This is a genomic window from Enhydrobacter aerosaccus, assembly GCF_900167455.1.
GTDB lineage: Bacteria > Pseudomonadota > Alphaproteobacteria > Reyranellales > Reyranellaceae > Reyranella > Reyranella aerosaccus.
This window is the reverse complement of record NZ_FUWJ01000004.1, coordinates 279,449-293,825: the sequence shown is the minus strand read 5'-3', so window position 1 is coordinate 293,825 and position 14,377 is coordinate 279,449. Positions and strand designations below refer to the sequence as shown.

Annotated in this window: 12 protein-coding genes; 5 read left to right on the top strand and 7 right to left on the bottom strand. The window is 65.9% G+C overall.

All coding sequences use genetic code 11. The annotated features are described in order from the left end of the window. Positions 1-93: 93 nt before the first annotated feature. Positions 94-1,074 (top strand): NADPH:quinone oxidoreductase family protein, encoded by a 981-nt coding sequence (locus B5D62_RS18625; protein ID WP_085935416.1) that lies wholly within the window; start codon positions 94-96, stop codon positions 1,072-1,074. Between the two features lie 8 nt (positions 1,075-1,082). Here the strand turns inward: B5D62_RS18625 and B5D62_RS18620 are convergent, their stop codons facing one another. Both B5D62_RS18620 and B5D62_RS18615 read right to left on the bottom strand, forming a co-directional pair. Continuing rightward, positions 1,083-2,906: a flavin-containing monooxygenase gene (locus B5D62_RS18620; RefSeq protein WP_085935415.1), complete on the bottom strand. Its 1,824-nt coding sequence runs from the start codon at positions 2,904-2,906 to the stop codon at positions 1,083-1,085. Between the two features lie 21 nt (positions 2,907-2,927). Further along, positions 2,928-3,917, bottom strand: a complete 990-nt coding sequence (locus B5D62_RS18615) for a hypothetical protein (protein ID WP_085935414.1) — start codon at positions 3,915-3,917, stop codon at positions 2,928-2,930. A 46-nt stretch (positions 3,918-3,963) separates the two neighbouring features. Here B5D62_RS18615 and B5D62_RS18610 point away from each other — a divergent pair, with 46 nt between their 5' ends. Both B5D62_RS18610 and B5D62_RS18605 read left to right on the top strand, forming a co-directional pair. Beyond that, the gene (locus tag B5D62_RS18610) at positions 3,964-4,920 is read left to right on the top strand and encodes a hypothetical protein (RefSeq protein WP_085935413.1); all 957 of its coding nucleotides are present in this window, start codon (positions 3,964-3,966) and stop codon (positions 4,918-4,920) included. A gap of 29 nt (positions 4,921-4,949) precedes the next feature. Then, positions 4,950-6,053, top strand: a complete 1,104-nt coding sequence (locus tag B5D62_RS18605; protein WP_085935412.1) for an AI-2E family transporter — start codon at positions 4,950-4,952, stop codon at positions 6,051-6,053. 47 nt (positions 6,054-6,100) lie between these two features. Here the strand turns inward: B5D62_RS18605 and B5D62_RS18600 are convergent, their stop codons facing one another. The 4 genes from B5D62_RS18600 to xdhA form a co-directional block, all read right to left on the bottom strand. Next, positions 6,101-6,397, bottom strand: coding sequence for a hypothetical protein (locus tag B5D62_RS18600; protein WP_085935411.1), 297 nt, complete (start codon positions 6,395-6,397; stop codon positions 6,101-6,103). A gap of 242 nt (positions 6,398-6,639) precedes the next feature. Further along, the gene (locus B5D62_RS18595) at positions 6,640-7,437 is read right to left on the bottom strand and encodes an SDR family oxidoreductase (protein ID WP_085935410.1); all 798 of its coding nucleotides are present in this window, start codon (positions 7,435-7,437) and stop codon (positions 6,640-6,642) included. Between the two features lie 124 nt (positions 7,438-7,561). Then, positions 7,562-9,856, bottom strand: coding sequence for a xanthine dehydrogenase molybdopterin binding subunit (xdhB, locus tag B5D62_RS18590; protein ID WP_085935409.1), 2,295 nt, complete (start codon positions 9,854-9,856; stop codon positions 7,562-7,564). Then, entirely contained in the window at positions 9,853-11,238 is a 1,386-nt protein-coding gene (xdhA, locus tag B5D62_RS18585) for a xanthine dehydrogenase small subunit (RefSeq protein ID WP_085935408.1), read from the bottom strand. The genes xdhB and xdhA overlap by 4 nt, the downstream gene beginning before the upstream one ends. Before the next feature lie 114 nt (positions 11,239-11,352). On the opposite strand from xdhA, the gene B5D62_RS18580 reads away from it, so the two are divergent. Together B5D62_RS18580 and B5D62_RS18575 are read left to right on the top strand one after the other, a co-directional pair. After that, on the top strand, positions 11,353-12,252 hold the full coding sequence (locus tag B5D62_RS18580) for a polysaccharide deacetylase family protein (protein ID WP_170921014.1): 900 nt from the start codon (positions 11,353-11,355) through the stop codon (positions 12,250-12,252). A gap of 1 nt (position 12,253) precedes the next feature. Next, positions 12,254-13,174, top strand: a complete 921-nt coding sequence (locus B5D62_RS18575; RefSeq protein WP_170921013.1) for a polysaccharide deacetylase family protein — start codon at positions 12,254-12,256, stop codon at positions 13,172-13,174. A gap of 25 nt (positions 13,175-13,199) precedes the next feature. Here the strand turns inward: B5D62_RS18575 and B5D62_RS18570 are convergent, their stop codons facing one another. After that, positions 13,200-14,354: a BaiN/RdsA family NAD(P)/FAD-dependent oxidoreductase gene (locus B5D62_RS18570; protein ID WP_085935405.1), complete on the bottom strand. Its 1,155-nt coding sequence runs from the start codon at positions 14,352-14,354 to the stop codon at positions 13,200-13,202. Between the last annotated feature and the right edge of the window lie 23 nt (positions 14,355-14,377).

The following is a 14,377-nucleotide window of genomic DNA, read 5'->3' as shown; positions in this document are numbered from 1 at the left end:
TACCCGCCACAGCACCCACAACATGCTTCCGGTCGTCAACGACAAGCCACCCGCGGAATCGATGGCTGACGGCAACCAAGGACACGCAATACGGTGAAAGCCCTCCAAGCCAGCGATCTCGCTTCGGTCGACAGCTACGGCATCGTCGACCTTCCTGTGCCCGAGCCAGGCCCCGGGCAAATCCGCCTCAAGGTCGCGGCCTGCGGCGTCGGCTATGTCGACTCGCTGGTGGCGCTCGGCCGCTACCAGGTGAAGCCGCCGCTGCCGCACGTTCCCGGGGGCGAAGTCGCCGGCTGGATCGATGCCATCGGCGCCGGCGTAAGTGGCATCGCGGTCGGGGCGCGTGTCCTGGCGCAGGTCCAGGGCGGTTTCGCCGAATATGCCCTGGCGACGGCGGCATCGGTGCATGCCCTGCCGGACCGCATGAGCTTCGGCCAGGCAGCAGGCTTTCGCATCAACTATGTCACGGCGCTGCATGCGCTGCGCGACCGGGCGCACATCCGGCCGGGCGAGACCCTGCTGGTCATCGGCGCGGCGGGCGGTACGGGCCTCGCGGCAGTACAGGTCGGGAAGCAACTCGGCGCACGCGTCATCGCTGTGGCCTCGACCGAAGAGAAGCGAGCGATCGCCATCCGCCATGGCGCCGATGCCGTGCTCGACCGCGAGCCGGAGGGCTGGCGCGACCGACTCAAAGAGGCGGCGCCGACCGGCATCGACATCGTCTTCGATCCCGTCAGCGGTCCGCTGCTGCAGCCGGCTTTCCGCTCGCTGCGCTGGGGCGGCCGCTATCTCGTGGTCGGCTTCGTCTCGGGCGCCATTCCCGCCCTACCGCTCAATCTGCCGTTGCTGAAGGGCGCCGCGTTGGTCGGCGTCGACTATCGGCAGTTCGCCGACGTGTACCAACGGGCCGATGCACGCCACGAGCTCGAGGAGCTTCTGGCCTGGGTCGCCAAGGGAGATCTCGATCCGCCCGTGGGTCGGGTCTTTCCCTTCGCGCAAGGTCGCGAGGCCCTTGCCTATGCCCTAAGCGGCTCCGGCACAGGCAAGACCATCCTCGAGGTCACAGCCGCCTGACTCTACTCTCAGGCCATGACCGACCGCGAACCCTTGGTTCCGGTGGCGCGACTCGATGAGGCCAAGGCGCTCTCCGCCTGCGGCATGAGCCCCAGTTCGCTCGCCTTGATCTGCAACGCCAGGTACTTCGAGTAGATGCGGCATTGCGCCAGGCTGCCGGCGATGAACCAGAGGCCGGGCTGTGGCGTGCGCATGAACATGTTGCGCAGCTCCTGCCCGTCGCCGAAGCCCCAGATCGGCCCGACGCGCGCCGCCACGTCCTCGCCCAACAGCTTGCCGACCAACGCCTCCTGGCCCCTGTAGCCGGTCGCCAGAACGACGAGGTCCGCCGCGACTGCAGCGCCGGACTTGAGCCGTGCACCGTCGGCCACGAAAGCATCGATATCGGCATACTGCAGCAAGCCGATCTTGCCCTCGACGATGAGATCGGAGCAGCCGACATTGAAATAATAGCCGCCGCCGCGCGTCAGATACTTGAACTGCCAGCCGGTGCCGTCCTCGCCGAAATCGAGCCGGAAGCCGCGACATTCGAGCCCGTCGAGCAGCTTGCGGTCGAGGTTCTTCGCCTGTTCAGTCAGAAGCTGATGCGTCCGACGCGACAGCGCCAGCGGCGTGGCAACGGTGATGAGATCGCAATCCTCGAGTGACGGGCCCTCGTCATAGAGCGCGTAAGGAAGCTGTGCACTGGGCTCGACATTGACGATGAGGGTCGGGCTGCGTTGCACGATCGTCACCTCGGCACCGCCGGAGTGAAGATCCTGGGCGATGTCGTGACCGCTGCTGCCGGTGCCGATCACCAGCGCCTTCTTGCCCTTCCAGGCCGCCGAGTCGTGATATTCGCCCGAGTGGAGAACCGTGCCCCGGAACGCGCCAAGCGTCGGGATATCGGGAACGATCGGAAGGCCACTGGCGCCCGTTGCCATAACGATGTGGCGCGGATGCATGGTGCGCCGCGAACCGTCGGCACGCCTCAGCGTCACCGACCAGCGCCCCTCCTGCTCGTCGTAGTGACCGGCTTCGAACTCGGTGCCCGGCCAGTAATTGAGCTCCAGCGCCTCGACATAGGCCTCGAACCAGCCGGCCAGCTTGTCCTTGGGAATGTAGGTCGGCCAGGTCGGCGGGAAGGGCATATAGGGCATGTGATTCACCTGCACCTGGTTGTGCAGCGTGAGGGCGTGATAGCGGTGCCGCCAGTTGTCGCCGATATGCGGCCAGCGATCGACGATCAGCGTATCGACCTGGAGCTGCGACAGGCGCGCCGCTGTCGCGAGCCCCGCCTGCCCACCGCCGACCACGAGGACGGCCGGATCGTGATCCTCGTAGGCCATCGCCGCTTTGCGCAGGTCGAGCCAGTTCGGACCCCGGAAATCGCGTGAGTAGGCCTCGCCGCGCGGGCGCGACTTGCCGACATGCTCCTCGTGCCCCTTGATCTCGTCGAGCGCCGTCAGCAGCGTCCACGCCCTGGGTCCGCCTCCGGCGGCATCGTCCGTCAACCGCACGATGCCGCTGCCACGTCCCAGCGCGGTCTCGAACCGGAAGATCGCTTCGATCGTCTCGGTGCCGGCGCGACGCACGCGGCGAGGCGCCGTCCGCTGCCGGTCGACTGCAAAGCGCGAGGGACGCGCTTGCGTCGCGAACGATGCCAGCGCCTTCACGAGGGCATCGCCACCACTGACCGTGTCGATAGTCCAGGTCAGGGCGACGACGTCGCGCCAATGGCTGTCGTCCTGGAACAAGGGTCGGAGCCCGGACACGTCGCCGCCAGCCAAAGCCGTCTCGAACCGCCCGAGCCAGGTCGTGACGATCGCCTGGAGATCCTCGCTTCCTGACATCCGTTCCTCCGCTCTTATTCGTTACCGCCCTTCATGGGACACGATCTCGATGGGCTCGACCAGTGTGAGATTGAGATCTTTGAGGCGCTCTTCCGGCAGGCGATGGAAGCGCTGGCGCTTGTCCTCCACGAGGTCGAGGAAAGACCTGGTGTTCACTCTCACCCGCACCAGGGCCACGCGCCCTTGGGCTTCCATCAGCCGCCGCGGCTCCTGGTCGTCCGGCTCTTCGTCGAAGGCGCTGACCAAATCGAGAGACCGCCCCATGGATGGCAGCGCCCGAAAGCCCAGCGTCCGGATCGTCTCCAATTCCTCCGCCGTCACCGCCAGATAGACGAGCGATGTGCCGAACTTGCGTTGCCTGGCGCGACGTTGGCCGATGTGCCAGTCGTTCTGCCAGTCCTCATAGCCCAGCAGCAGGCCCTCCAGCCGCTCCAGCGTATCGTTCCAGCCCTCACCACCCGTCGCTTTGGAGGCGAGCTTCCAGGCCGGGATGCGCCACTCCTCGCCCTTGAGCGTGTAGAAGACGGTCCGGAATCCCTCGCCCGCACCGGTACCGTCAGCACCATCCGGCTGGAGGAACGGTTCCACCATGACTTCTTTGTGCAGGCGGCCGAGCGCCACGTGGACGTCGAACAGTTCCTCCCCTGGAAATCGTTCCGGCGGATAGCGATAGGTGCCCATGCGGGCAAAGGGTTTGCGCCCATCCAGCATCAGCACCAGTTCATAACCGCCATGAAGCAAGTATGGCGTCTCGCGATCGCCCGCCCACGGATCGAGATACGCGACTCGCCCGTTCGCTTCGAAACCCGGAGCGAAGCGTTTGGCGATCGCGATGGCTTCCTCCGGCTCGAGGCGATAATGCATCCGCAGATCCGGATCATCCTTGGCCCCTTCACCCAATAAGGATTGCAGCTCTTCCAGGCGGTCGACCGTGAACAGGGTTTCGAAGGCGGGACAGCCATAATCCGGATGGATCGCCTGTAGAATGAAGCGGCGCCGTTGGGTCGTCATGGAAGGAACTCTATACTGGGCGTGAGCTGAGGGCAGGGGGAGAGGCGTGCGCCACATCGATCATCGTCAGAGCGATGCCATTCTGGGCGCGATGCGCCAGGTGGCGCTGGCAGCGGGCGGCCCGTTGACCCATGCCGATACGGCGAGCGTCATGGCGGCGGCACGCTACCTGCTGCGCCGGCCGGACCTGACCGACATCGGCACCCTGCCCGCCATCGAGCCCATGGATCTGCAAAGCCTGCTCGACGAGCCCGAACTCAAGACCGAGGCGATCAAGTATCTCACGGTCATGACCATGGTCGACGGCGTGCTCGACCGGAAGAAGGTCGGCCGCGTGCTGGCCTATTCGCGCGCCCTCGACATCGAGGAGAGCTATCTCACCGAGATCGTCGAAGCCGCCTCGGGCCATGTCACCTGGTCGCTGGCCGACATGACGCGACAGAACATGGAGAGCATCACCGGCAAATCCTGGGGCGATGCGGATCCCATGCCGTGGCTCCTGCCCTACGGTGACGGAAAAGCCGATCCTGAGCTGGCCGAGCGCTACGAGGCGCTGGGCCGCCTGCCCGAGGGCACGTTCGGCCGAGCGCTGTGGGCCTTCTACAAGAACAACGACTACGCCTTTCCCGGCAATCCATCGGCTCTCAACGAGCGCTTCGGCACACCGCACGATTCGACCCACGTCATCTCGGGTTACGATACCAGTGCGCGCGGCGAGATCCTGGTCTCGACCTTCACCGCCGCCATGCATCCGGTGAATCCGATGGCCGGCCATATCCTGCCGGTGATCTTCAGCTGGCATCTCGACATCAAGATCAATGCGGTCGCCGGCTCGACATCGGGCGGACTCGATCCGAACGAGTTCTGGCATGCCTGGGCGCGCGGCCGCGAGGTCAAGGCCGACTTGTTCTCGCCCGACTGGCAGGTCTGGGATTGGGTCGAGCGCGATCTCGAGACGTTACGCCTCGACCTGAATGTCACGCCGCCGGGTGTCCCGCAGTGAGCGCCCCGCCCGTGAAAGAGGAAAACAGGATGCTGGAAAACACCACCACCGGCCGGGCGGAGCTGTCGCAGTTCGCCGTCGACCTGGTGATCCGTCTCGCGCTGCTCGCCGGCCTCGTCTATGGCACCGTGCTGCTGCTGCGGCCGATCGCCGGGATGCTGCTGTGGTCGGTGATCCTGGCGGTCGCGGCCTTCCCGCTCTTCGCCGTCCTGCGTCACCGCCTGCACCTGAGGCCGGGGCTCGCCGCCACGTTGCTGGCCGTAATGCTGCTGGCTCTGATCGTCGTGCCGGCGGCAGTCCTCGGCGTCTCGGCCGTCGACACGCTCGAGCAGTACGCCCAGCATCTGCTCGGCGGCCATTCGCTGCTGCCGCGGCCGCCCGAGTCCGTCCGCGACTGGCCGCTCATTGGGCAGCGCCTCTACAATTTCTGGTCCCAGGCCGCGAGCGACGTGCGCACGCTGCTGGAGGCCCATGTCTCGCAGATTGCCTCACTCGGCCGGTGGATTGCCGGCATCGCCGCGGGTGTTGCGCTCGAGCTGCTGCAGTTCGCGACCGCCATCATCGTCGCCGGCATCCTGCTCTCCTATTCCGATCGCCTGACGGGCTCGGCGCGTCAGTTGGCCACGCGCGTCGCCGGCGCTCGCGGCGGGCATTTCCTCGACATCGCCGGCGCCACCATCCGCAACGTGTCGCAGGGCGTGATCGGCATCGCGCTGCTGCAGGCGGCCTTGCTGGGCGTCGGCATGCTGGTGGCGGGCGTGCCCTTCTCCGGCGCCATCACCTTCGCTGCCCTGGTGCTGGCGATCGTGCAGATCGGCCCCAATCCGATCATGATCCCGGTGATCATCTGGGTCTGGACTGCCTTCCCGGCATTTACCGCGACCCTCTACACGATCTACACGGCACCGCTGCTGCTGATCGACAACGTGCTGCGCCCGATAGTCATGGCGCGCGGGCTGCAGACGCCGATGGTGATCATCCTCGGTGGCGTGATCTGCGGCACGCTGGCCGGCGGACTGATCGGCCTGTTCATCGGGCCGGTGCTCCTGGCCGTGACCTACGACCTCGTCATCGCCTGGCTGAACCACGATCCGGCCGACAGCACGCAGCATCAGTTGCGCGACCCTGGCTAAGCGCGGTCGCGCCGGACAGTCGTTGCCGCTTGCGCCGAGGCGCTCCGTCAGTGACGGATATTGCCCTCGAGATCGACGACCAGATCCGTCGTTTCAGGATCGTGAGTCTGCAGGCTCATGGCATTGGGATCGCTCCAACTGGCGAGATTCACCACCACGACCAGATGCCCGTCGGCCTGCTGGGCTTCGACCGGCTCGACGATATTGAGTCCGTTGTTGTCGAGGAAGTAGGTGTGATCGCCAAACAGCGGCTGGAGCTTCATGACCACGGGATGCTCCGCGGGAATCGCCTCGGCATCGTACTGGTGCAGCGTCTGCTCGATCTGTGCGGCATTCAGCTTCATCGCACACTCCTTTTCGATGGGAGTTACGGTCAGGGGGATCGTCTTGCGGGGCCTCCCACTTACGACAGTGGTCTTGGAGATAGTGGTCTTGGAGATCGTTGGTGCATCGACACGCGATGAAGCGTGCGCGTCGACTTCGGCCGTTCCGCTGCGTCATATCTAGAACAGCTAATTGCTCTGTCAACCGGTCGATGCGCACAGGCAGATCGACCGGGTCTTCGCATTCAACGGTCGCGGTTTTCTCACACGACCGGGCTCATGCCGCCATCGACATTGATGGCAACGCCGGTGACATAGGAGCCGGCATCGGAGCAGAGGAAGCAGGCCATGCGGGCAAATTCCTCCGCCTTGCCCATGCGGCCCAGCGGAATGCGACCCTTGGCCATCCCGGCGAGGAACTCGTCGTAACTCTTGCCCTGGCCGGCCGCCGTCTTGTGACGACGGACCCATTGGTCGCTGTCGATCAGCCCCACCAGCATGGCGTTCACCAGGATGTTGTGAGGCGCGTTCTCCTGGCTGAGCGCCTTCGTCAGCGCGAGGCCGGCGGCGCGGCTGACGCTGGTCGGCGTGGAGTTGGCGGTCGGCGCCTTGGCGCCGATGTTCAGGATGTTGAGAACCCGTCCCCACTTGCGCTCGCGCATGCCCGGCAAGGCGAGCCGGATCATGCGGATGGCGGCGAACAGCTTGAGATCGAGATCGCCCTGCCAATCCTCGTCGGTCACGGTGTCGAACGGCTTGGCATGGCTGATGCCGGCGTTGTTCACGACGATGTCGACCTTGCCGAAATCGGCCACCACCTGCTTCCAGGTATCGGCAATCGGCTGCGCCTTGGAGACGTCGCAGGAATAGGTCTCGATCTTGCCGTTGGTCTTGCCAGCCGCCTTCTGCACCTCCGCCTTGGCCTGCGCCAGCGCATCGGCCTTGCGCGCCAGCATCGCCACCGAACCGCCCGATGCGGCGAACTCCTTGGCCATGGCAAGGCCGAGCCCGGTGCTCGCGCCGGTGATCACGGCCACGCGGCCATCCATGCGTACGTCCATTCTCTCCTCCCACTGTGTGATCCCGAGCGAACCGACGGATCGCGAGGCGCCTCGACGCTGCTCAGCAGCGCATGGTCGACGGGCTCGCCTCGGATCCTTCGCGTGGCCCGGATGACAGGACCGATTACGTCGACCGCACTCTAGCGAGTGCCGCCAGAATACGCTCGGGCGTGGCGGGCGCATCCAATCGCACTGCGATCCTGCTATCGCCGGCTGCTGCAACCGCATCCTTGAGTGCGTTCCATACCGCCGTCGCCAGCATCAGCGGCGGCTCGCCGACGGCCTTGGAGCGGAAGATCGTTGCCTCCTGGCTCGGGGCATTCTCCAGCAGCTTCACGTTGAAGACCTTGGGCGCGTCGCGGCTGCCGGGAATCTTGTAGGTCGACGGACCGACCGTGCGCAGCCGGCCGGCGGCGTCCCACCACAACTCCTCGCAGGTGAACCATCCCTGTCCCTGGACGAACGCCCCTTCGATCTGGCCGAGATCGATGGCGGGATTGAGCGAGGCGCCGCAATCCTGCACGAGATCGGCGCGCAGCACGCGGCTTTCGCCGGTCAGCGTGTCGATGACGACCTCGGCGGCCGCCGCGCCATAGGAATAATAGAAGAACGGCCGGCCACGCATGGCGACGCCGTCCCAATGGATTTTCGGCGTCTTGTAATAGCCGGTCGAGGACAGGGACACGCGGCCGAGATAGCAGAGCCGCACCAGCTCCCCGAAGCTCAGCACCTGGTTGCTGCCGGGCTTGGCGATGCGCACGGTGCCGTCGGCGAACGCGATGTCGCCGGGCGCCACGCCGAAATGGTCGGCGGCAAAGTTCGTCATGCGCTGCTTGATCGTGTTGGCCGCCTCGTAGGCCGCCCAGCCATTCAGGTCGGAGCCCGTCGAAGCGGCGGTCGGCGAGGTGTTGGGCACTTCGGCCGTCGAGGTGGCGCTGGCGCGGATGCGGTCGATATCGACCTTGAACACTTCGGCCACGACCTGGGCCACCTTGGTGAACAGACCCTGCCCCATCTCGGTGCCGCCATGGTTCAGGCGGATCGAGCCGTCGGTATAGACATGAACCAGCGCGCCCGCCTGGTTCATGTGCGGGATGTTGAAGGAGATGCCGAACTTCAACGGGAACAGGCCAAGGCCGCGCTTGAGAACCGTGCTGGTGCGATTGAAGGCGTCGATCTCCGCGCGGCGCTGCTCGATGCCGGCATCGCGGCGGAGCTCCGCCCACACGCGCGACAGATGGTTCTGCTCGACCTTCTGACCGTACGGAGTCTCGTCGTTCTCGCCGCCGTAGAAGTTGAGCGCGCGGACCGCGTCGGGATCGCGCCCAAGACGACGAGCGATGCGATCGAGGGCGTCCTCCATCACCACCACGCCCTGCGGACCGCCGAAGCCGCGGAACGCGGTATTCGACTGCTTGTTGGTGCGGCAGGCATAACCGACGGCACGGAAATGCGGGATCCAATAGGCGTTGTCGGTGTGGGTCAGGGCGCGCGCCATCACGCCTGGCGTCAGATCGAGGCTCCAGCCGGCGTCAGCGGCCAGCATGGCATCGAGCGCCAGCACGCGACCGTCGTCGTCGAAGCCCACCGTATAGCGATAGAGGAACGGGTGGCGCTTGCCGGTCGCGATCATGTCGATCTCGCGCGGCAGCCGCAGCTTGACCGGACGGCCGGTATGGCTGGCGGCCAGCGCCGCGGCACCGGCGACCCAGGAGGCGTTGCTTTCCTTGCCGCCGAAGCCGCCGCCGAGGCGACGCACGACGGCGGTGATGCGATTGAAGTCGCAGCCCAGCAGACGGGCGCAGATATGCTGGACCTCGGTCGGATGCTGGGTCGAGGAATGGACGACGATGTCGCCATCCTCGCCGGGCAGCGCGAAGGCGATCTGGCCCTCGAGATAGAAATGCTCCTGGCCGCCGACGGTGAACTCGGCGCTGAGCTTATGCGGCGCCGATTTCAGCGCCTGCTCCGGATCACCCCGCAGCAGCGTCGATGGCGCCTGCACGTACTCCTGCCGCGCCAGCGCCGTCTCGATGTCGAGAACCGGCTCGGCCGCCGCGATATCGATCGTCGCCCGCTCGGCCGCCCGTCGCGCCGCATCGAGCGTGCGGGCCGCGACCAGTGCCAGCGGCTGACCGGCATAGGAGACCTGATCCACGGCGAACAGCGGCTCGTTCTGTCCCACCGGGGCCACATCGTTCTGTCCCGGGATGTCGGCCGGGCCGATCACCGCTACCACATCGGGCGCGGTCGATACCGCGGAGAGATCGAGGGTGCGCAAGCGACCGGCGGCGACCGGACTCAGGATCAGCGCCGCATGCAGCGTGCCGGCCGGTTCCGGCATGTCGTCGATATAGAGAGCCTGTCCTGTGACATGCTTGAAGGCACTGTCGTGACGGCGGGACGTATGGACTGTCATAGCGCTTCGACCTCCAGCGGCCGGCTGGGATCGGCGAGGCGCAACTCCAGGCGGCGCAGCAGGTTGGCCGCTACCTGCAGGCGATAGGCGCCGCTGCCGCGCCAATCGTCGATGGGTTGGAAGTCCCGCGGCAACGCATCGATCGCGGCGGGGAATCCGTCCTTCAGCAACGCCGCTTCCGCCGCCGCCGCTCGGCGCGGTGTCGCGGCCATGCCGCCGAAGGCCAGCCGCACATCCTCGAACCTGCCGTTGCGGACGCGCACGCGGTAGGCGGCCGCAACGGTGGAGATATCCTGGTCGTGGCGCTTGCTGATCTTGTCGCAGAAGAAATGCTCGCCGGGCCACAGGCGCGGCATCGTCAGGCTCTGGATGACCTCGTCGGGCGCCAGCGCTGTCTTACGATAGTCGAGAAAGAACTGTTCGAGCGGCAGCTCGCGCACCCCGCGGATCGACACGAGCTTCAGTCGCGTCTCCAAAGCCAGCAGCACGGGCGGCATGTCGCCGATCGGCGAGGCGGTACCGATATTGCCACCGATCGTGCCCATGGTGCGGATCTGCCGCGAGCCGAGACGACCGAGATAGCGGCGCACGGCCGGAAAGGCCGCGCTCAGGACCGGCATGGCCCGCACATAGGGCACGGTGGCACCGATGGTCAGCTCGTCCTTGCCCTCGTCGATCGCCGCAAGCTCCGGCACATGCGCGAGGTGAATCACGGCCTTCGGCGGTTTGCGCGCGCGGCTGGCCAGCAAGCCGAGATCGGTCCCGCCCGCCAACAGCGGCGCCTCGGGATGCTGGGCGCGAAGCTGCACCAGCTCGGCGAGGGAACGCGGCGCGAAGAACACGTTGTCGAAGGCGACGGAAGTCGACCGTGGCGTGGGCAGCGGCGGCACCGGCTCAGACGCCAGGCCGGCCACTCTGGCCATCGCCTCGACGATCGGCCGATAGCCGGTGCAGCGGCAGAGATTGCCGGCCAGCGTTTCGTGGATCGACTCGAGATCTGCGCTCTCCCCGCTCGAGGCGAAGGCATAGGCCGACATGACGAATCCAGGCGTGCAGAAGCCGCACTGCGTCGCATCGCTGTCGGCGAATGCCGATTGCACCGCATGCGGGCGGCCATCGGACCCGCGCAGACCTTCGACAGTGCGGATCGCCTGCCCGTCCATCTGGCCCACCAGGGCAATGCAGGAGTTGATCGCCTCGCGCCTTCCGTCGGCGCGTTCGAGAACGACGGTGCAGGCGCCGCAATCGCCTTCCGCGCAACCTTCCTTGGTCCCCTTGAGCCCACGCTGCTCGCGCAACCAATCGAGGAGAGTCGTCATCGGTGAAACGCCGGCAAGCTCCACCGGCCGGTCATTCAAAGTGAAGTGTACGCAATCCGCCATGCGAACAAAATGATGGGACTGAACAGAGCATGCAAGTGTTGTGCACCAAGGCCGCTGTTGCGCGCCCGGGGCCGCCGTGATGCACTTGCCGCGCCAAAGAGAAAGAGATCAGTCATGGATCCATATCGGTTCGGCTATTCCCCCGTCATTCAGCGGCCGAAACTGTCCTGGCCCAATGGCGCACGCGTCGCCGTCTGGGTCTGCCCCAACATCGAACACTATGAATACGTTCCGGCCGAAGTGCGCCTGCGCGATCCCTGGCCACGCATGCCGCACCCCGATGTGCTGGGCTATGGCGGGCGCGACTATGGCAACCGCGTCGGCCTGTGGCGCATGTTCGAGGTGCTCGACAAATACAGCATCCGCTGCACCGTCTCGCTGTCCATGTCGGTGATCGAGATGTACCCCGAGATCCTGGAGGCGATGGAAGCGCGGCGCTGGGAATACATGAGCCACGGTTACTTCAACACGCGCTATCACTGGGGCTATACGGAGGAGGAGGAGCGCGAGGTCATCGAGCACAGCAAGGCGACGCACCTGCGTCTCACCGGTCGCACGCTGCGCGGCTGGTTCTCGCCCGCCGTCTCCAACACGTTGAACACGCCCGATCTCGTGAAGGAAGCCGGCCTCGAATATTTCTGCGACTTCTATCACGACGATCAACCGACGCCGGTGGCCACCAAACACGGCCCACTGATGCACATCCCCTACACGATGGATCTCAACGACGCGATGATCTATCGCCAGCCGGTCGAGGCCGAGGAGTTCGCCCAGATGATCGTCGATCATTTCGATACGGTCTATCGCGAGGGCAGCGACAACGGCCGTGTCATGTGCCTGGCCCTGCATCCCTACATGATGGGCGCCCCGCACCGACTGAAGCATCTCGACCGCGCGCTGGGGTATATCCGCCAGCACAAGGATGCCTGGGTCTGCACCGCCGAGGAGATCCTCGACTGGTACACGGCAAATGCGCTCAAGCCCTACCAGGATCATCTCGGCAAGGAGGCGTGAGATGAGCCGTTCGGTCCCCAAGAATCCGCCGCCGCTTCAGCCCGGCATGGACAATCCCTGGTACGCGTATTCGCCCTTTCCCAAGCGGCCGCACCTCGAATGGCCGCGCAAGGCGCGCGTCGCCTTCTGCGTCGTGCTGCATCTCGAATACTACGAACTGCTGCCGCCGGACGGCACCGTCCGGGATGCGCGCTTCGTCGGCGAGTTCGGCAACTATAATCCGGACTACCGGACCTGGACGCAGCGCGAATACGGCAATCGCACCGGCATCTTCCGTGTGCTGGACGTGCTCGACCGCTACCAGATCCGCGCCGGCGTCGCAGTCAATGCCATGGCCGCCGAGCGCTATCCCTTCCTCATCGAGCAGTTCAAGAGGCGCAAGTACGAGTTCATCGCCCACGGCATCTCGGCCAATCGGCTGATCTCCTCCAAGATGAGCGAGGCCGAGGAGAAGGCGCATATCGAGACATCGAGGACCGCCGTCGAGACGGCGGCCGGCGTGACACCCAAGGGCTGGCTGGGCCAGGACTATGGCGAGAGCCAGCGCACGCCCCAGCTGCTGGCCGATGCCGGCTTCGACTATGTCCTCGACTGGCCCAACGACGACCAGCCCTATGCCATGAAGGTCGGGAAGAAGTTCGTCTCCCTGCCCAACCAGCCGGAATGGGACGACGTGCAGCAGCTCTGGCTGCGACGCATCAACACGACCCGCTATCCCGACCTCGTTGGCGACGCCTTCGAGCTACTGCATCGCGAAGGCAGCCAGGTCTTCAGCCTGTCCATCCATCCCTGGCTGATGGGCATGGCGCACCGCATCAAGTATCTCGATGAGGCGCTGCGCCGGATCGAGCGCTTCGGCAATGTCTGGCACGCCACGCCAGGCGAGATCGCCGCCCACTATGCGCAGACGATGATGGAGTGATCGCGTCGGCCGATACTGCGGTCAGCTAGATCGCGTCGCCGGCGACCCAGCCGGACGACCAGGCCCATTGGAAATTGTAGCCGCCGAGCCAGCCCGTCACATCGACCGCTTCACCGATCACATGGAGCCCGGACACCTTCTTGGCCTCCATCGTGCGCGAGGAAAGCTCGGCCGTGTCGACTCCTCCCAGCGTCACTTCGGCCTTGGCATAGCCTTCGGTGCCGGCGGGTGTCACGCGCCAGTCCTTCAGCCGCCGGGCCAGCGCGTCGAGATCCTTGTCGCGTCTCTCGGCCATCGTCCCCTCCGCCGCAAGATGCTGGGCGAGCCGCTGCGGCACGACCTCGGCCAAGACCGTTCGCAGCTCCGCCTTCGGACGGCTGCGCTTGCGGTCCTTGAGAAAGGCGCTCGCGTCGAGATCGGGCAGCAGATCGATCGACAGCTCTCGCCCTTCACGCCAGTAGGAGGAGATCTGCAGGATCGCCGGCCCGGACAGGCCGCGGTGGGTGAAGAGCATGGCCTCGCGGAATGTCGTCCGACCGCATCGAGCGACCACGTCGAGGGAAACGCCACTGAGGTCGGGAGCGTTCGGCAGCGTCAGCGGCACCAAGGCAGGGCGTGTCTCCGTCACCGCGAGACCGAAGCGTCGGGCCGTATCGTGCGCGAAGCCGGTAGCGCCCATCTTGGGAATCGACAGACCGCCTGTCGCCAGAACGACCGCAGACGCCCGGAAGTCGCCCTTGTCGGTCCGAAGGGAGAAGCGGTTCGCTTTCTCGATGGCCGTGATGCGATGCCCGACGCGCACATCGACTCCGACTGCCGCACACTCCGCCAGCAGCATCGCCACGATCTGTCGCGCCGAGCCGTCGCAGAACAGCTGGCCCAGCGTCTTTTCGTGCCAGGCGATCCTGTGCCTGTCGACCAGGGCGATGAAGTCGTGCTGCGTGTAGCGCGCCAGCGCCGACTTGCAGAAATGCGGATTGGCTGAGAGATAGGCCTCGGGCCGCGCCTCCAGGTTGGTGAAGTTGCAGCGGCCGCCGCCGGAGATCAGGATCTTCTTGCCGACCTTTTCCGCGTGATCCAGCACGAGCACGCGCCGCCCGCGCTGACCGGCCCGGATCGCGCACATCAGGCCGGCCGCACCACCGCCGACAACGACGACGTCGAACAGCGCGCCGCTCACGTCCGGACGGTTCTCGCGATAAA